Here is a 16171-nt window from a genome sequence, read left to right on the forward strand (position 1 = left end):
CTATAGCAATCAGCCTTAAAATTCAGACATGATCCCGTCTCAAAACCCATATATCCTAGCTTTTGCGATATGATTTTGTGAATTTATCTAGTTGGATTGCTATAAAGACCGAATAAAGCCTTCCACGCCGGTAGATAAAACTTTTCTAGCGTATGAGCGTAGTGCATGGCTTCCTCTTTCGTGAAATCATGTATTACAGCCTGAAGTATAGCTTCAACGCTTGCCGTAACCAGCAGATGAAACTCCTTTTCATCTATGTCATTGACAGCTATGCCGCTTTTCTTCAGCGCGTTCATATATCTTATGGTGACTTCTTCCTCCTGCTTTGCTATGTCATGGGTGAAGTTTTCATATTTTGTACCCTGTGACCTGCAAACTATCAGCTTGAATTCGTCAAAATGGTCGTAGATGTAGCTCATAAATCTGACTGTCTCAGTCTGGTCTTCCCATATAGATTCCGCCGCCACCTTGCCGATCTCATCAAAATAATCGTCTTCAATCTCATGGAAGCACTGCATAAGCCCTTCTATCGCAGGATCCACCAGCGAAGCGAACATTTCCTCTTTGCTTCCGAAATGCTTATAAAGCCCGCCAACCTGGATACCTGCCTCAGCTGCTATCCTTCGGAGTGAAGCATCTGTAAAGCCGTACTCCATAAACTCCTTTTTGGCAGCTTGAATGATCCTTTCGTGGCTCTGCGTTTTGTCTCTCGGCATGATCTCACCTCCCGAAATAGTAAATGAAAAGTGTACACCAACGTTATTAGTATACACTGTTCTCTATCATTTGTCAAGTGTTTTTTATATTTTAGTTTGACATTTTAAAAAGAGTATGATATAATTACAATATGGTTAGTTAACACTAATCGTCTCGCGAAAGGAGAATTAAAATGAAGTCTGCCGTACAGATAATGTCAGCAAAAATAGAATTGCGCCACGAGATAGGCAAGATACTTTCCGAAGAGGAATGCCTGAAACTCTGGCGCAGAGCCGAATCAAGGCTCAATAAATATCTTGAAAAATACGCTGACCTGCCAAAGGGTGTCCATTCGCACACTGACGAAAAAATATTCCCTGCCGCCGCGGTGTACATCACCTGCAAGGAGTTTATGACCGACGAACAGGCATATTTGGTCATCGAAAATGCGGCTGTTACAATATGTGCAAAGGCAAGCAATGGTCTGAAAAAGGCAATGAAGATACCTTTCATGCCCGCACTTTTCGTAAGAATGTGGGATCCTATAACTAAAATGAAATTCGGCTCGTCTTGCGGTTTTAAGAACAGGTTCTACCCAAAAGAAAAGGGCGAATACCGAATGGATATCCTGGAATGTCCTTACAAAAAATACTTCACGGAGCTTGGCTGTCCCGAAATCACAAAGATATTTTGCGACAATGACGAACGTGTTTACGGCAGCCTGCCTGGGCTTGTTTTTGAGCGAAAAGGAACTCTCGGCAAAGATGCTGACAGGTGTGATTTTTACATAAGGAAGGTTTGAGTGATGCTATGACAAGGGAAATATTTCTCGGACTTGCGTTGCCCTTTGCGGGGACAGCTTTAGGCTCGGGCTGTGTGCTGTTTATGAAGAAAAGCCTTGGCAAAGGTGTACAGCGAACGCTGACTGGCTTTGCGGCAGGTGTTATGACCGCCGCTTCGATATGGAGCCTGATAATACCCGCGATGGAGCAGTCGGAAAGTATGGGAAAGCTGTCATTCCTGCCTGCTGTTATTGGGTTCTGGTGCGGAGTGCTTTTTCTGCTGCTTCTCGATACGGTCATACCGCATCTTCACATGAATGCCGAGAAAGCCGAGGGTATGCCGTCACGGCTCGCTCGCACAACTATGATGGTGCTAGCAGTGACACTTCACAATATCCCGGAAGGAATGGCTGTGGGCATCGTGTATGCTGGGCTTTTATCGGGGACAGCGGAGATAAATGCAGGTGGAGCCTTCGCACTTGCACTTGGTATTGCGATACAGAACTTTCCTGAGGGTGCCATAATATCCATGCCTCTTCACTCTGAGGGCAAAAGCAAGGGCAGAGCCTTTGCAGACGGCGTATTATCGGGAGCCGTAGAGCCGATAGGTGCTGTGCTTACCATATTGTTTGCGGGACTTATACTGCCCGCGATGCCCTATCTTCTGAGCTTTGCGGCGGGTGCGATGATATATGTGGTGGTGGAGGAGCTTATACCGGAAATGTCCGAGGGTGAGCATTCTAACATCGGTGTGCTGATGTTCTCTCTGGGATTTACCTTGATGATGGCACTTGATGTGGCACTGGGGTGAACTATCCTGCGTGCATTAATGATATTGTCGCGATAGTCCCATTAATCCCGAAAAGCTATTGACAAATATCATCAAGTGTGATACACTATTCACCTGTTCAAATATTTCATAAATTCAGGAGGGTATCATGTTCATACTTGAAGATCATCTGGAAAAGCTGATAAGCGAGTGCAGGTGCACTTTTGGTGAAAGGCTGGTATATCTTGGCTTGCAGGGAAGCTTTCTCAGGGGTGAAGCCACCGAGCACAGCGATATCGATATAATGACGGTCATAGACGGGCTGTGTGCTGAGGATATGGATATCTACCGTGAGATACTCAAAAGGATCGGGGAATATGAAAAGTCCTGCGGGTTTATCTGCGGCAGAGAGGAACTTGCACGCTGGAATCCACTTGAAGTGATACAGCTGAGATACACTACCAAAGACCTTTACGGCACGCTGGCAGGGCTCTTGCCCGAAGCAGGAAGAGAAGACGAGGTCAACTATGTAAAGGTAAGTCTCGGAAACCTTTACCATGAGCTGTGCCACCGATATATACATACGGACAAGGAAAACAGTGCGGCGAAGCTGCCATTTACCATGAAAGGTTTTTTCTTTCTGATACAGAATCTGCATTATCTTGAAAGCGGAGAATTTCTGCTGACAAAGAAAGAACTGATAGAAAAGGTCAGTCCCGAAGACAGGTATATGCTTGAACTGAGCGGGAAGTACACACCGCAGGACTTTGACAATGTGTTCCCGAAGGTACTGGAATGGTGCAGTCAGGCTTTCATCAGGGCTGAAAAGCAGGCGTAACAGAAGCTTTTAAATATGTGAAAAAAACCCGTCAAAGCTATTGACATACTCAACGATCTATGGTATAATAAATATGGTTAGTAATAGCTAACCATATTTATTTCGACTGAGGTTAGTGTAAACTAATCATAGAAAGGAACTAAAATGAGCGTTGTTATAGTTGGCGGAAATGACCGCATGGCGACCAGATATCAGGATATCTGCAAGTATTACAAATGTAAGTCGAAGGTGTTCACACAGATGCCTGCGGATTTTGAGAACAAGATAGGTCAGCCCGACCTTGTTATCGTGTTCACGGGGACTTGTTCCCACAAGATGCTGGGAGGTGTCAAAAAGCATACCGAGAAATCGGGTACACCTGTAAGGCACTTGCATTCTTCAAGTGTCAGTGCGCTGAAAAATCTGCTGTCGGAATATCACAGCTGATACCAGAAAAAAAGACCGCTTTTCTTTTTCCGAAAAGCGGTCTTCTGCTATTTAAGATAATTCCTCATACTCGCCAGTGATATCGCAAGGGTAGATGAATTGTGTAGAAGTGCAGATGTAGTCGGGGCAATTACCCCTGTCGCGCCCAGCACCATAAGCGAAAAATTGAACCCGATTATCGTGCGGTAATTGGAATTTATACGCTTCATCAAAGCTCCGGAAAGCTGCCGCAGGGTAACAAGGCAGGTGAGGTCATTTGCCGATATGGTGATATCTGCCACCTCTCGGGCTATAGCGGCACCGCTGCTAATTGCTATGCCAGCATCGGCTTCGGATAGGGCGGGAGAATCGTTTACTCCGTCACCTATCATGATGACTTTTCTGCCCTCGTGTTTTTCGCGGCGGACATATTCAGCCTTGTCCTCGGGAAGAACTTCGGCGTAGTATTCATCAACACCCACTTTAGCCGCAACTGCCTTTGCGGTACGTTCACTGTCGCCCGTCATCATGACTATCTTGCTTATTCCAAGAGATTTCAGCTGTGAAAGAACTTCCTTTGCTTCTTCGCGTATGGGGTCTTCGATGCATATCACAGCCGCAAGCACTCTGCCTACCGCAAGGAACAGATGCGAATACTCATCGGGCAGACTGTCGAATTTTTCCTGCTCGTTTTCGGGTAGAGTACATCCCTCGTCCTCAAACACAAAATGATAACTTCCCAGTACAACCTTTACACCGCTAACCGAGCTTGCAATGCCGTGTGCAACTACATACTCGACTTCGCTGTGGAGCTCCTCGTGGACAAGGTCTCTGTCGCTTGCAGCCTTTACTACAGCGTTTGCTATTGAGTGGGGGTAGTGTTCTTCCAGACAAGCCGCCAGTCTGAGTGCTTCGTCCTTATCGTTTTCACCGAAAGTTATTATCTTAGCGACTTTCGGTTCTGAATGGGTGAGAGTTCCCGTCTTGTCGAAAATGATGGTATCAGCATCAGCCACGGCTTCAAGGAACTTGCCGCCCTTGATTGTCATGCCGTAAGTCTGACCCTCTCGCATTGCCGATATCACAGATATAGGCATAGCCAGTTTCAGCGCACAGGAGAAATCCACCATGAGTATTGATATCGCTTTTGTGGCATTTCTCGTCAGCAGATATGTCAGCAGTGTGCCGCCAAGACAATAAGGCACCAGCTTATCCGCAAGATGTGCCGCACGGCTCTCGACTTCGGATTTGAGTTTTTCGCTCTCCTCTATCATCTTGACTATGCGGTCATACTTTCCGCTGCCCGTGAGTTTATCCACTTGAATGACACAGCTGCCCTGCTCGACTACCGTGCCTGCATATGCATAGCTTCCTGCAGATTTGTGAACTGCAAGTGCCTCACCTGTCAGTGTCGCCTGATTGACCTCAGCTTCACCCGAGATGACCTTGCCGTCAAGCGGTATCATGCTGCCTGTGCGGACGATTATCTCATCGCCCTCGCTGATATCCTTGATAGGTACCAGCATTTCGCTTTCGCCTGTTTTCAGCCATACTTTTTCTACGCCAAGTGACATTGTTCTCGCCAGATCGTCAACTGACTTTTTGTGTGTCCAGTCCTCTAAAAGTTCGCCCAGACCCAGCATGAACATAACGCTTGAAGCTGTTTTGCTGTCGCGCCTTATGAGGGATACCGTTATGGCAACAGCATCCAGCAGGCTGACTTCGATCTTACCCTTTGACAGAGAGATAAGCGCTTCTCGGACGTATTTCGCCGCCTTGATGACCGACAGCACCATTCTCAGCGGTGCGGGTATCAGCCGCCTGAAGATGTAACGCCTTGCCAGCATGAAGAACAGCTTGTCCTCAAACTCGCGGTCAAGCTCTCTGCCTGTATGCTCGGGTACGAGGACGGCGGTATTCTTGTCGGTGTAGCTGAAATCAGCTAACGCTTTTATTACCTGCGACCTGTCGGTGAAGATTATCACCGCATCGCCTGTGCGGTCATAGACCTTTACATCTGTGACATAGGGCTTTGCCCGCAGATAGTATTCCAGCATATCCGCCTGACGGAGAGTCATATGTGAACGCATGATATGTATACGCAGGCGGTTACGGGAACTGTGGAGTATCTGACATTTCATCAGTCTTTCTTCTCCTCGTCAGAAAATTTTTCATCAGCGGTGTCGGCGCAATCCTCGATGATATCGATAATATCCTCGTCGGCACGCTTCTCGTTGATATCCTTAGCGTCTGCAACGATATCGTCACAGCCCTCGCGGACTTTGGTAACGCCCTCCATTACACAGTCCTTGCCGCGGATAACTGCCGCTGTTGTGTGAGAGTAAACTTTCTTGGCGGTCTTGCTTGTCAGCAGCTTGACACCCAGCGTGCTTGCTGCCATACCTCCAACGAATAATCCTGCTTTGACCCAAATTGACATAGTGATACTTCCTTTCTATACAGAACTTAATATGATGAACGGGAGAGTTTCCTCCCCCGAACATACTTTAACATTATTTCTTAGCAGTATGGCACTTGCCGTGCATAGCACAGTTCGCACAGCCGCAACCGCAGCCGCCTTTGCCCGACAATCTGTCTTTGATGACCGACCGCAGAGCCAGTGCGAGTATAACCACAACTATCGTGATGACGATGATATTTCCGATATTTTCACTGAGCCACACTTCCATAAATATTCCTCCTTATGCCTTGCCGACTGCCAGTTTTGACGTCAGTTTGGTCGCTTCCTTGTAGGGTCTGACCAACATATATATCATGCCTGCAAGTACTGCTGCTGCGAATATCACACCGATGATATTTGCACTGCCTGTGAACAGTCCGCCGAACTGGTTTATCATCAATGCGATCGCATAAGCAAATCCGCACTGATAGCCAATAGCGAACCATGTCCACTTGGCGTTGTTCATCTCACGCTTGATAGCACCGATAGCCGCGAAGCAGGGTGCGCACAGCAGGTTGAACACCAGGAATGAATATCCCGTGATGCTTGTGAACTGAATTGCAAGCTCCTGCCAAACCGTTTTGTCCCCGCCGCCGTAGAGCGTACCCATGGTTCCGACGATATTCTCCTTTGCCACAAGTCCCGTGATAGATGCCACAGCCGCCTGCCAGTTGCCCCAGCCGAGAGGTGTGAATATCCACGCGATAGTGCTTCCTATCTTTGCGAGTATGGAAGCGCTGAGTTCGTCTTCTTCCAGCATACCGAAGCTTCCGTCAACAAAACCGAATCTGCTTGTGAACCAAACAACTACCTGCGAGATCAGTATAACGGTACCTGCCTTTTTGATGAAAGACCAGCCCCTCTCCCACATGGAACGCAGAACGTTCTTAACAGTGGGCAGATGGTATGCAGGGAGTTCCATTACGAAAGGTGCAGGGTCGCCAGCAAACATCTTTGTCTTTTTCAGCATGATGCCGGAGATTATTATAGCCGCCATGCCGATGAAATATGCGGAGGTAGCCACCCATGCAGAACCGCCGAAGATAGCACCCGCTATCATGGCAATGAAAGGAACTTTCGCACCGCAGGGAATGAATGTGGTGGTCATGATGGTCATACGTCTGTCACGCTCGTTTTCAATGGTACGGCTCGCCATTATTCCGGGAACACCACAGCCAACTCCCACCAGCATGGGAATAAAGCTCTTGCCCGAAAGTCCGAACTTGCGGAAAACTCTGTCAAGCACGAAGGCGATTCGGGACATATAACCGCAGGCTTCAAGGAACGCAAGCATCAGGAAAAGTACCAGCATCTGTGGAACAAATCCCAGAACTGCACCACAGCCTGCAATGATACCATCGATTATCAGGCCTTTAAGCCAGCCTGCCGCGCCCACTTTATCCAGTGCCTTTTCAGCCAGCGCGGGAACGGGAGGAACATACCAGCCGTAGTCAGCGGGATCAGGCTCGTCGCCTATTTTTTCAACGGTGGCGAGAGCTTCTTCGTAGTCCGCGATAGTCGCTGTCTCTTCCGAGATCTCGAGGGTCTCCTCGTCCTCGACCTCGTATGTAAACTCGTCTGCAGGTGTTCCGTTTGCTTCAACGTAAGCATCATAGCCGTCGATAATCAGCTGTGCGTCAGCGTATTCCTCGGCTGCGTCCTCGTATTCAGCTGTACCTTTGCCAAAGAGGTGGAAACCGTCCTCACCGAAGATATTATCATTGGTGAAGTCGGTAAGCGGTGCGCCCACGCCTACCATAGCTATCCAGTACACTGCGAACATTATAGCCGCAAATATGGGCAGACCAAGCCAGCGATTGGTAACAACTCTGTCTATCTTGTCTGAAGTGCTTAATGCTCCCTTGTTCTTTTTATCAAGACAGCTGTCGATTATACTTGAAATGTAGTTGTAGCGCTCGTTGGTGATTATGGACTCGCTGTCATCGTCCAGCTCTTTTTCCACCTTTTCGATATCCTTGTTTATATGTGCCAGCTTTTCACCCTTGATGCCCAGCTTTTCGATGACTTTATCGTCCCGCTCAAACAGCTTTATAGCGTACCACCTCTGCTGATCTTCCAGCAGATCATGGACGCAGGCTTCTTCGATATGTGCAAGAGCGTGTTCGATAGCCGCATCAAAGCGGTGAACGGGTCCGTCGTGTTTGGTGTCTGCCGCAGATATAGCCGCTTCTGCCACTTCGGAAATACCCTCGTTTTTCAGTGCAGATATCTCCATGACCTTGCAGCCTATTGCTTCGGACAGCTTTGAAATATTTATCTTATCACCATTCTTATTGACCACGTCCATCATATTCACGGCGCAGACAACGGGTATACCAAGTTCGGTCAGCTGTGTTGTCAGATAGAGATTTCGCTCTAAGTTGGTACCATCGATTATGTTAAGGATAACATCGGGCTTTTCATCTATCAGATAATTTCTCGCCACAACTTCTTCCAGCGTGTATGGCGAAAGGGAATAGATGCCAGGCAAGTCGGTGACGATAACATCGCTGTGCTTTTTCAGCTTGCCCTCTTTTTTCTCCACAGTTACGCCCGGCCAGTTGCCTACGAACTGGTTCGAGCCTGTCAGCGCATTGAAAAGCGTGGTCTTGCCGCAGTTCGGGTTGCCCGCCAGCGCTATTTTGATACTCATAATTCTTCCTCCTAAAAATGTTAGATTAAACTAACTTGTGTGCAAAAAATATATGGTCAAATTATCTCGACCATTTCCGCATCAGCTTTGCGGATAGAAAGCTCATAACCTCTGACTGTTACTTCTATCGGGTCACCCAGCGGTGCGACTTTACGAATGGTAACAGAAGTTCCTTTCGTCAGTCCCATATCCATTATCCTGCGCTTGACAGCACCCTCTCCCGTAAGCTTTTTCACGGTTACGGTATCACCGATCTTTGCGTCTCTCAGTGTCATATCTTCTCCCCCTATACCATTATTTTCATAGCTAATTCGCGGCTGACTGCCACTCTCGTTTCCTTGACATTAACTATGAGATTACCCGCCATGACGGATATCACCGTAACTTTTCCCCCAACGGCAAACCCCAAGTCCTCTAAATGCTTGCGGACTTCATTCGTTCCTCCGATGCGTGCGATAGTGTAGCTTTCGCCTGCGTTTGCAGATACCAACGGCATCATATTTACCTCCTTTACAATGGTTAGAATAACCTAACTTTTGATTAAATTATACATCACTAACTCACAAAAGTCAATATTATTAAGCTCACTTTGTCGTGTTAAACATAGAGTTAGCCAAAGTAAATCGTGTATTTTATTAGATATAACTAACCGAAAGGCTGCCGTGTTTTTGAACGGCAGCCTTCACGAAAAAAAGATGAACAGGAAAGTTTACACAAGCTTTTTACCAAGCTCGCGGCACTTTGCAAGAGCTTCATCGTCGGGGGTGTTGTTCGCGATGAGTCCCTCGCCGTCAACGATTTCTGCGCCTGCTGCCTTAACTCTGTCAGCCCAGAGACGCATCCATTCGCCGTCACCCCAATCGTAAGATCCGAAGAGAGCGATCTTCTTGCCGCTTATCTTTCCTTCAATACCGGAGAAGAAAGGCTCGAATTCAGTGTCTTCCAGCTCCTCGGCACCCATAGCAGGGCAGCCCAGTGCAAGGGCATCAAACTCACTGACATCACCGTCAAATGCCGATACCTGAACAGCGGATACTCCCGCTCCTTCTGCAACCGCATTAGCCATAGCCTCGGTGTTGCCTGTTCCGCTCCAGTAAATTACTGCTGTTTTCATTTGTATTACCTCCAATGATACTGACTTTTTATGCTACGCAGACCTGCAAGGAACGTCCCTGAGCAAGTTCTCGGCACAGTTTTGTTCTGCATTGTCTGTAACATTCAAATAATTCTTTGGCGCGTTCAACGTCACCATAGACTTTCCACACCCCGCACAGTTTGCACTTCTGTCCGCAGTTAGCTATAAAGCCTTTTACATCTTCCAGCGGATATCCTAGAAATACTCCTATCTCGTGGGGAAAGTCCTTTTCGGAGAGCCTTTCGCATAATCTGTCAAGGCACTGATCTGTGTCCCATGATACATCATAGCCGTACCCAAAAAGAAAAACTCTCACCGCTTTGTCGGACAGCACAGCTTCAAGCAGATACTTATCATATAGATATATGATAGTCCGATGACTGCACCTGCTTATGAAACGTGCGCCTATCCTCGAACCGAAATAGCTTTCTGCAAAAAGCTGAGACAGCTCATCAATGTCAAATTCCTCTGCCGAAAGCGTGGGCAGACTGCCGCACTTCATACCCATAAGCGTAGGTGCTGCGTGGAAGGCAAGTACATTTTCGAGTTTTTTTGTATCCTGCACAAGCATAGGCTTCTCCTTTCTAATTAAGGTTAGTATCAGCTAACCAACTGCTTATATTATACTTTCTATTCTTTGTAAAGTCAAGGATATTATTCATTTGTGGGAGAAGTTTGTAGAAAATAATAAAAGTTTGCAAGAACTAACCTAACTATTTGTAACATAGTTAGAATTCACTAACTGACAATTATCAAAACATTGACATTGACCTTTACAGGTGATATTATATTTTGTGGTTAATTAAGTCTAACTATAAAGGGGAATAAATAATGTTGACCGAACAGCAGAAAAAATATCTTATTACCATCTATCTTTTGGGGCAGAACGGCGAGCGTGTGCGCATCACTGATATAGCGGATTATCTCCACGTTGCAAAGGCAAGTGCAGTGAAGATGTGCAAGAAACTCATCGAGGAAGAGTTGATAATCAAAGAGTCATACCGTCAGATAACACTGACACAAAAGGGCGTTTCCGAGGCTAACGGTCTATTTACACCCTGTGTGATATTGCAGGATCACTTAACTTCAAAAGTGGGGATAGACCCCAAGAAAGCGGGCGAAGCCAGCATGATGATATCCTCGGTGCTTGATGAGGAAACTATGGAAAAGCTCATAAATTATGTGCTTTCCCGGGGATAGATCAAAAACAGAAAATGACATGGACAGAAGTAGATTTTAATGGCATTATTTTGATTCGATCTCTTTTCTAAACAGAAATATTAAAACCTCCCCATGCGATAGTGCCTGTATAGGGCGGTTTTATAATTGTATGGTTACTATTTGTGTGGTTTATTATAATGATCGATTCGGCTGTCATGTGTATACTGTGTGCAGCCTATATTCATGGGATGCCCGTCCCACTATACGAACAGTCTGTCATAGTCTTACCACTTTGAACCCAGCTTCTCACGTTCCTCGTCCTGCTCCTCCTTGAAAGCCTGAGCAAGTCCATTACCAGCAGAGGGCTTTACCGCTGAAAAGCTTGAAGCATATATCAAGAACATCACCACCGTTGTCGTAAACGAGAAAGAGTATTCCGCAAGCGGCAGAAGAGCAACTGTGATCATCAAGGAAGACGGCACACTTGACACTGCAAGCGATGTATTTGCCGAGGGCGAGAGCTTCAATATAACTGTAAAGGTAAAGGGCTACGAGAATGATCTGGTATTCACTTATACTAAGAAAAGTGAAGAATCCTCAGACTATGCACCGGGCGATGTAAACGGTGATGGAAACATCAATGTCACAGATATTACAAAGGTTGCAGCTCATGTAAAGGGCAAAAAGATTCTTGACGAAAAAGGCATGAAGGCAGCAGATGTGAACAAGGACGGTAATGTAAACGTTACTGATATTATTCGTATCGCTGCTCATGTAAAAGGCAAAAATCTTATAAAGTAAGCATTCAAACCAAATCCTTTAATACAGACGCAGAGAGCACTTCTTTTATAATGAAAGGGGTGCTTTCTGCATTGATCGTTTAAATAACAGAAGTAAGATAAGGAGATTATAACAAGAAGCGGAGAGCAAAACCCTCCGCTTCTTTATTTGCATATTTATGAAAAAGCCTCTCTCATCGTACCACGATCCCGTGTGATTTTTTGCCTGCAAATCTGCACTTACAGCTGCCCAAAAAGCAGTTTAAAAGTAAAAGAAAAACCCGTAAACATAACGTTTTCGCCATGTCAACGGGCTTTATCGTTGTATGCGCCAGGAGGGACTCGAACCCCCGACCTACTGGTTCGTAGCCAGTCACTCTATCCAGCTGAGCTACTGGCGCTCAATCAACTCTAATATTATAGCATTATATAGGCGAGTTGTCAATAGCAAAATTGAAGTTTAACAAAATACGTGATATCTGTTAATCTATTGTTCATTACTTTGCGAGAAGCTCTCTGTAATTATCAAAGCAGATGTCTGCTTCTCCCAGCATTATAGCCTTTTCAGCGTCGCTTAGTTCGTCCAGGCAGGCAGCCGAAGCAAATCCACCCAGCTTTGCACCACGTATGCCCTCGGGCAGGTCTTCAAAAACCACTGTATCGGCTGATGTGGTACCCAGCCTTTCGCAGGCAAGCTCGTATACATCGGGGAAGCCCTTGCCCCTGCCTACTTCCTCGGTGGTGGCAAAGCTTTCAAACAGGGAGAGCACACCCAGCCTTTTCAGCACAGGCTCATACAGCGCCGCAGAATTTGCAGTAGCCAGACCCAGCTTAACACCCTTGCCCGAAAGATACCGCAGAAAATCAGCCGCACCGTCCACCTCGCCGATGATGTGGGTATACTCGTACACCGCCATATCGTGCCATTCCTGCATTATGCTCTCGATGCTGTCTTCCAGCCCCAGAAGGTCTTTGGTGTAAATGGCAGCCGCCCTGAAATCCTTGGTGGAAACAGCTTCATAGTAACCCTCGGGGACTTCCATGCCCCGCTTTTTGAAAAACAGGCGGTCTATCTCGCTCCATACACCCTTTGAGCGTATGAGAGTGCCGTCAAGGTCAAAGACCGCTGCCTTGAATCCTGTGAAATCCATATCAGAAACCTATCTTAGCAGTTGTGCCCTTAACGCTGACACCGTCACCCACGCTGATGGGCAGCTTCTGCTCCTCGCTGAAGCCGATGGTCTCGCCGTCTTTCAGCTCAACGTGTTCGCTGAGGACATACTCTTCTATCGAGAACATGAAGCTTATCACCTGGTCGGGCTGCTGCTTGCTGTCGATGACTTCCAGCTCGTTCATGCCGAAGAAAGTCATGCCCGATGTAAAAGCGCAGAGCCCCTCCTTAGCCAGATACATACCCGTATACAGCAGTATGGGCACGGGAAGCTCGTCATTCTTGATAGTCTCGGCAAAGTTCATATAGAACTCCTTTTCGTATACCGTGGGGTTCTTGTATATGCCGATAGCGTTGTCAAGCTTCAGCAGGCTGTAAGCTATCTTCGCGAAAAGCAGAGCCTGATCCATAGCATCGAACTTGTTCATAACAGCCATCATTACGTGAGCCTGATGCTTTGCCACCTCAGCCGCACCGTCTTTCCAAAGGATATTGTTCTTAGCGCACTCCTCAGCTTCGTTGTTTGGTACAGGGTTGGGCATAAGTGAGCAAGCCACCACCATGCCATCGGTGTGGAATACCAGCGCATTGTCCTTGACCTCGTCATCAACTTCGATGTCCCAGTCATCTTTCAGTGACTTCTTGAATCTTGCCCAGTCCATATTAGCGTCCTTGTAGAGAACAAAGCCCGCAAGAACATTACCTTCTTTTTTATCGTTGTTAACTGTATTTTCAGCCATAGCCATAACCTCCGTGTCTTATGGGGCGAGCCCATTACTGCAATATCTTAAATATTATATCACATCTAACGGCAAATGTAAAGACCATAAAGCGAATAATGCTTCTGCCCATGGACATCACTGAGAATGTTCTGCCTTTATAATAGTATTATCTTTGTCTGAGGGGAGTATGTACATGGTTTGTACTTTATATTTAAGATTTTAAACAAAAATATCTAAATAAGATGGATATTTTATCATCTTTTTTAAAATAAGTATTGAAAAACGAACTAATATATGCTATAATAACATATGGTAGTATGAAGAAGTATATTTGCGGAAAGTTTCCTGCTGTATGAAAATGCTCTGTATACCGCATGAAAAGGCGCATATACGGTGTCCTGCGGGAGCTTTCACCATCGCATAGTAAGATGATCTAAAACTAAAGAGTAAGCAGAAAAGAGGGAAATATCATGATCAGGTCAAAAAATATTCAGCGCCCGCAGAAAGTTCTTATCGTGGACGATCAGGAGATCAACAGAGATGCTCTGGAAGTTATCATGGAGAATGATTATGATATCATTTTCGCGGAAAACGGAGCGCAGGCTTTAGCACTTATGCGCCGCCATAAAAATGAGTTATCCGTAGTCATGCTTGATCTTATCATGCCTGTGATGGACGGTTATGAGGTGCTGGTTACCATACAGGACGACGAAGAGCTCCGCGGCATACCCGTGATAGTCATGACCTCCTACGAGGAAGCAGAGCTTGAAGCCCTGAGGCTGGGGGCTGCTGATTTCATTACAAAGCCCTTTGACGTACACGAGGTCATACTTGCCCGTGTTGCAAGGATAATCGAGCTGTTTGAGGGACGCAGGCTCATATCATCGGCAGAAAAGGATGGGCTTACAGGTCTTTACAGCAGAAATTTCTTCTATGAATACGCCGAGCGTCTGTACAGGTATCACCCTGAACTGAAGATGGAGGCTATCGTGCTGAACATCGACCGCTTCCATACCCTGAACGCACTCCACGGCAGAGAATTCGGTGACAGGGCGCTCATGACACTGGGGGAGATCATAAGGGATTTTCTCAGAGAAAAAGAAGGTATCGCCAGCCGTTTCGATGCGGACAGATTCGCTATATACTGTATCCACTGTGACGATCACAGGGCGCTTCTGGACAGCTTTCAGGCTAAGATGGACGAGTTCTCACCCAAGGTCAGGATACACCTGAGAATGGGCGTGGACGAGCGTACCGAGGACGCTGAACCCGTTATCCTTTTCGACAGGGCGCGTACCGCCTGTATAATGGCTCGCAGCGATTTCCATAACCCCCTGAGGATATACAACGAGGATATCCTGAAAAAAGAGCTTTTCGACCAGAAGCTTCTGGGTGACCTGCGCCATGCACTGGCGGACGGTCAGTTCCGTGTGTATTATCAGCCCAAATACGATATACGCTGTGAACCCCCCAGACTCAGGAGCGCAGAAGCACTGGTGCGGTGGGAGCACCCTGATCTTGGCATGATATCTCCTGGTACCTTCATACCCCTGTTTGAGGGCAACGGGCTCATCACCCTGGTGGATAACTATGTATGGGAGGAGACCGCTAAGCAGGTGGCGAAGTGGAGAAAAAAGTTCAGCGTAACACTGCCTGTATCGGTGAACATATCCCGTGCTGATATCTTCGACCCCGACCTGACGGAAAGGCTTTGCAGGCTCATCACGGAAAATGATCTTGATTACCGCGATATCAAGCTGGAAGTGACTGAATCAGCCTATTCACAGGACGCGGACAGGCTTCTCAACCTTATCCATTCCCTCAGGGAGATAGGCTTTGAGATAGAGATGGACGACTTCGGTGCGGGGTATTCTTCGCTGAATATGCTGTCCTCAATGCCCATAGATGTGCTGAAGATGGATATGTCCTTTGTGCGGAATATCGAGAAAAGCGAAACAGACCTGAGGCTGATGAAGCTTATCCTTGATATCGCAGGTAATCTCAAGCTCAGCGTAGTTGCTGAGGGCGTTGAAACAGAGGGTCAGCTGAAACTCCTCAGGGACGCGGACTGCGACCTTGTACAGGGATACTATTTTTCAAGACCTGTCCCTGCCAATGAATTTGAAGTATTTATCGAAAAAGAACGTGAACGCAGCGTTGGCTGAGGTCGGCGCTGTATACTGTAAAATTATGGTCTGATAAATTTATCAAGGGGCTGAGTTTTATGACGTTACAGGAATTGTATTATGAGATAGGCGGAGATTATGACCAGGCTATGCGGGTGCTCCGCATGGAAAAGCTGATAGACAAGCATATCAGGAAGATGAGGACGAATTCCGTAGTTGAGGGTCTGGTGGATGCGGGAGAGCGTATGGAGCCCGCACAGATATTTGAAGCGGCTCACGCCATGAAAGGCGTCTGCGCTAATCTGGGTCTTGTGGATCTTGCGGGAATGGCTTCGGAGATAGCCGAGGAATTCCGTCCCGGCAATTCCAGAAGACTTACAGACGATGAAGTAAAACTGAGGATAAAAAAGATAGGTGAAGCTTACAAAAGAACGGCTGACCGCATAAGGAGATACGAAGAAGGCTGAACTTTC

20 protein-coding genes and 1 tRNA gene are annotated in these 16171 nt (G+C 46.8%); 8 read left to right on the forward strand and 13 right to left on the reverse strand.

The genetic code is table 11. The features are described 5' to 3' along the window. Positions 1–83: 83 nt before the first annotated feature. The gene (locus BM265_RS00925) at positions 84–716 is read right to left on the reverse strand and encodes a TetR/AcrR family transcriptional regulator (protein WP_074959608.1); all 633 of its coding nucleotides are present in this window, start codon (positions 714–716) and stop codon (positions 84–86) included. A gap of 173 nt (positions 717–889) precedes the next feature. Here BM265_RS00925 and BM265_RS00930 point away from each other — a divergent pair, with 173 nt between their 5' ends. From BM265_RS00930 to BM265_RS00945, 4 genes are all read left to right on the forward strand, one after another. Then, positions 890–1498, forward strand: a complete 609-nt coding sequence (locus BM265_RS00930) for an L-2-amino-thiazoline-4-carboxylic acid hydrolase (RefSeq protein ID WP_074959609.1) — start codon at positions 890–892, stop codon at positions 1496–1498. Positions 1499–1506: 8 nt separating this feature from the next. Further along, the gene (locus tag BM265_RS00935; RefSeq protein ID WP_074959610.1) at positions 1507–2289 is read left to right on the forward strand and encodes a ZIP family metal transporter; all 783 of its coding nucleotides are present in this window, start codon (positions 1507–1509) and stop codon (positions 2287–2289) included. 127 nt (positions 2290–2416) lie between these two features. Next, on the forward strand, positions 2417–3085 hold the full coding sequence (locus tag BM265_RS00940) for a nucleotidyltransferase domain-containing protein (RefSeq protein WP_074959611.1): 669 nt from the start codon (positions 2417–2419) through the stop codon (positions 3083–3085). A 144-nt stretch (positions 3086–3229) separates the two neighbouring features. Then, positions 3230–3511, forward strand: a complete 282-nt coding sequence (locus BM265_RS00945) for a DUF2325 domain-containing protein (RefSeq protein ID WP_074959612.1) — start codon at positions 3230–3232, stop codon at positions 3509–3511. Positions 3512–3558: 47 nt separating this feature from the next. Here BM265_RS00945 and BM265_RS00950 read toward each other — a convergent pair whose 3' ends face one another. The 8 genes from BM265_RS00950 to BM265_RS00985 form a co-directional block, all read right to left on the reverse strand. Then, positions 3559–5631: a heavy metal translocating P-type ATPase gene (locus BM265_RS00950; RefSeq protein WP_074959613.1), complete on the reverse strand. Its 2073-nt coding sequence runs from the start codon at positions 5629–5631 to the stop codon at positions 3559–3561. Then, a complete protein-coding gene (locus BM265_RS00955) occupies positions 5631–5930 on the reverse strand; it encodes a DUF6110 family protein (RefSeq protein ID WP_074959614.1) in 300 nt (99 codons plus the stop codon). Before BM265_RS00955 ends, BM265_RS00950 begins: the two co-directional genes overlap by 1 nt. Before the next feature lie 73 nt (positions 5931–6003). Continuing rightward, positions 6004–6180 carry a FeoB-associated Cys-rich membrane protein gene (locus BM265_RS00960; RefSeq protein ID WP_074959615.1) on the reverse strand — a complete coding sequence of 59 codons (177 nt, stop codon included), beginning with the start codon at positions 6178–6180 and terminating at the stop codon, positions 6004–6006. A gap of 12 nt (positions 6181–6192) precedes the next feature. Then, on the reverse strand, positions 6193–8604 hold the full coding sequence (gene feoB / locus BM265_RS00965; RefSeq protein ID WP_074959616.1) for a ferrous iron transport protein B: 2412 nt from the start codon (positions 8602–8604) through the stop codon (positions 6193–6195). 56 nt (positions 8605–8660) lie between these two features. Continuing rightward, entirely contained in the window at positions 8661–8879 is a 219-nt protein-coding gene (locus tag BM265_RS00970) for a FeoA family protein (RefSeq protein ID WP_074834167.1), read from the reverse strand. 11 nt (positions 8880–8890) lie between these two features. Further along, the gene (locus BM265_RS00975) at positions 8891–9103 is read right to left on the reverse strand and encodes a FeoA family protein (protein WP_024857038.1); all 213 of its coding nucleotides are present in this window, start codon (positions 9101–9103) and stop codon (positions 8891–8893) included. 210 nt (positions 9104–9313) lie between these two features. After that, complete coding sequence (locus BM265_RS00980) at positions 9314–9718, reverse strand: flavodoxin (protein WP_074959617.1); 405 nt, start codon at positions 9716–9718, stop codon at positions 9314–9316. 28 nt (positions 9719–9746) lie between these two features. Beyond that, positions 9747–10304: a DUF3793 family protein gene (locus BM265_RS00985; protein WP_177219518.1), complete on the reverse strand. Its 558-nt coding sequence runs from the start codon at positions 10302–10304 to the stop codon at positions 9747–9749. Between the two features lie 266 nt (positions 10305–10570). On the opposite strand from BM265_RS00985, the gene BM265_RS00990 reads away from it, so the two are divergent. Beyond that, positions 10571–10939, forward strand: coding sequence for a metal-dependent transcriptional regulator (locus tag BM265_RS00990; protein ID WP_074959619.1), 369 nt, complete (start codon positions 10571–10573; stop codon positions 10937–10939). Between the two features lie 245 nt (positions 10940–11184). Here BM265_RS00990 and BM265_RS19920 read toward each other — a convergent pair whose 3' ends face one another. Next, the gene (locus BM265_RS19920; protein ID WP_207646939.1) at positions 11185–11370 is read right to left on the reverse strand and encodes a hypothetical protein; all 186 of its coding nucleotides are present in this window, start codon (positions 11368–11370) and stop codon (positions 11185–11187) included. Here BM265_RS19920 and BM265_RS01000 point away from each other — a divergent pair. Next, positions 11303–11701 carry a dockerin type I repeat-containing protein gene (locus BM265_RS01000; protein WP_242940744.1) on the forward strand — a complete coding sequence of 133 codons (399 nt, stop codon included), beginning with the start codon at positions 11303–11305 and terminating at the stop codon, positions 11699–11701. The two genes, BM265_RS19920 and BM265_RS01000, sit on opposite strands and share 68 nt — an antisense overlap. A gap of 305 nt (positions 11702–12006) precedes the next feature. On the opposite strand, the gene BM265_RS01005 is transcribed toward BM265_RS01000, so the two are convergent. The 3 genes from BM265_RS01005 to BM265_RS01015 all read right to left on the reverse strand — a co-directional run bounded on the left by BM265_RS01005 (position 12007) and on the right by BM265_RS01015 (position 13590). Beyond that, positions 12007–12080: transfer RNA gene (locus BM265_RS01005), tRNA-Arg, on the reverse strand. A gap of 96 nt (positions 12081–12176) precedes the next feature. After that, positions 12177–12830, reverse strand: a complete 654-nt coding sequence (locus BM265_RS01010) for an HAD family hydrolase (protein WP_074959622.1) — start codon at positions 12828–12830, stop codon at positions 12177–12179. A 1-nt stretch (position 12831) separates the two neighbouring features. Further along, a complete protein-coding gene (locus tag BM265_RS01015) occupies positions 12832–13590 on the reverse strand; it encodes a DUF4261 domain-containing protein (protein WP_074959623.1) in 759 nt (252 codons plus the stop codon). A gap of 452 nt (positions 13591–14042) precedes the next feature. Here BM265_RS01015 and BM265_RS01020 point away from each other — a divergent pair, with 452 nt between their 5' ends. Further along, positions 14043–15737 (forward strand): putative bifunctional diguanylate cyclase/phosphodiesterase, encoded by a 1695-nt coding sequence (locus BM265_RS01020; RefSeq protein WP_074959624.1) that lies wholly within the window; start codon positions 14043–14045, stop codon positions 15735–15737. A 59-nt stretch (positions 15738–15796) separates the two neighbouring features. Beyond that, entirely contained in the window at positions 15797–16165 is a 369-nt protein-coding gene (locus BM265_RS01025) for an Hpt domain-containing protein (protein ID WP_074959625.1), read from the forward strand. The last annotated feature ends 6 nt before the right edge of the window (positions 16166–16171 follow it).

Source organism: Hominimerdicola alba, from assembly GCF_900112155.1.
In the GTDB taxonomy this organism is placed as follows: Bacteria; Bacillota; Clostridia; order Oscillospirales; family Ruminococcaceae; genus Hominimerdicola; species Hominimerdicola alba_D.

Excerpts from the sequence above, each read along its gene's own strand:
- BM265_RS00925 (WP_074959608.1), bottom strand. The coding sequence starts at position 716 with ATGCCGAGAGACAAAACGCAGAGCCACGAAAGGATCATTCAAGCTGCC.
- BM265_RS00930 (WP_074959609.1), top strand. The coding sequence starts at position 890 with ATGAAGTCTGCCGTACAGATAATGTCAGCAAAAATAGAATTGCGCCAC.
- BM265_RS00935 (WP_074959610.1), top strand. The coding sequence starts at position 1,507 with ATGACAAGGGAAATATTTCTCGGACTTGCGTTGCCCTTTGCGGGGACA.
- BM265_RS00940 (WP_074959611.1), top strand. The coding sequence starts at position 2,417 with ATGTTCATACTTGAAGATCATCTGGAAAAGCTGATAAGCGAGTGCAGG.
- BM265_RS00945 (WP_074959612.1), top strand. The coding sequence starts at position 3,230 with ATGAGCGTTGTTATAGTTGGCGGAAATGACCGCATGGCGACCAGATAT.
- BM265_RS00950 (WP_074959613.1), bottom strand. The coding sequence starts at position 5,631 with ATGAAATGTCAGATACTCCACAGTTCCCGTAACCGCCTGCGTATACAT.
- BM265_RS00955 (WP_074959614.1), bottom strand. The coding sequence starts at position 5,930 with ATGTCAATTTGGGTCAAAGCAGGATTATTCGTTGGAGGTATGGCAGCA.
- BM265_RS00960 (WP_074959615.1), bottom strand. The coding sequence starts at position 6,180 with ATGGAAGTGTGGCTCAGTGAAAATATCGGAAATATCATCGTCATCACG.
- feoB (WP_074959616.1), bottom strand. The coding sequence starts at position 8,604 with ATGAGTATCAAAATAGCGCTGGCGGGCAACCCGAACTGCGGCAAGACC.
- BM265_RS00970 (WP_074834167.1), bottom strand. The coding sequence starts at position 8,879 with ATGACACTGAGAGACGCAAAGATCGGTGATACCGTAACCGTGAAAAAG.
- BM265_RS00975 (WP_024857038.1), bottom strand. The coding sequence starts at position 9,103 with ATGATGCCGTTGGTATCTGCAAACGCAGGCGAAAGCTACACTATCGCA.
- BM265_RS00980 (WP_074959617.1), bottom strand. The coding sequence starts at position 9,718 with ATGAAAACAGCAGTAATTTACTGGAGCGGAACAGGCAACACCGAGGCT.
- BM265_RS00990 (WP_074959619.1), top strand. The coding sequence starts at position 10,571 with ATGTTGACCGAACAGCAGAAAAAATATCTTATTACCATCTATCTTTTG.
- BM265_RS01010 (WP_074959622.1), bottom strand. The coding sequence starts at position 12,830 with ATGGATTTCACAGGATTCAAGGCAGCGGTCTTTGACCTTGACGGCACT.
- BM265_RS01015 (WP_074959623.1), bottom strand. The coding sequence starts at position 13,590 with ATGGCTGAAAATACAGTTAACAACGATAAAAAAGAAGGTAATGTTCTT.
- BM265_RS01020 (WP_074959624.1), top strand. The coding sequence starts at position 14,043 with ATGATCAGGTCAAAAAATATTCAGCGCCCGCAGAAAGTTCTTATCGTG.
- BM265_RS01025 (WP_074959625.1), top strand. The coding sequence starts at position 15,797 with ATGACGTTACAGGAATTGTATTATGAGATAGGCGGAGATTATGACCAG.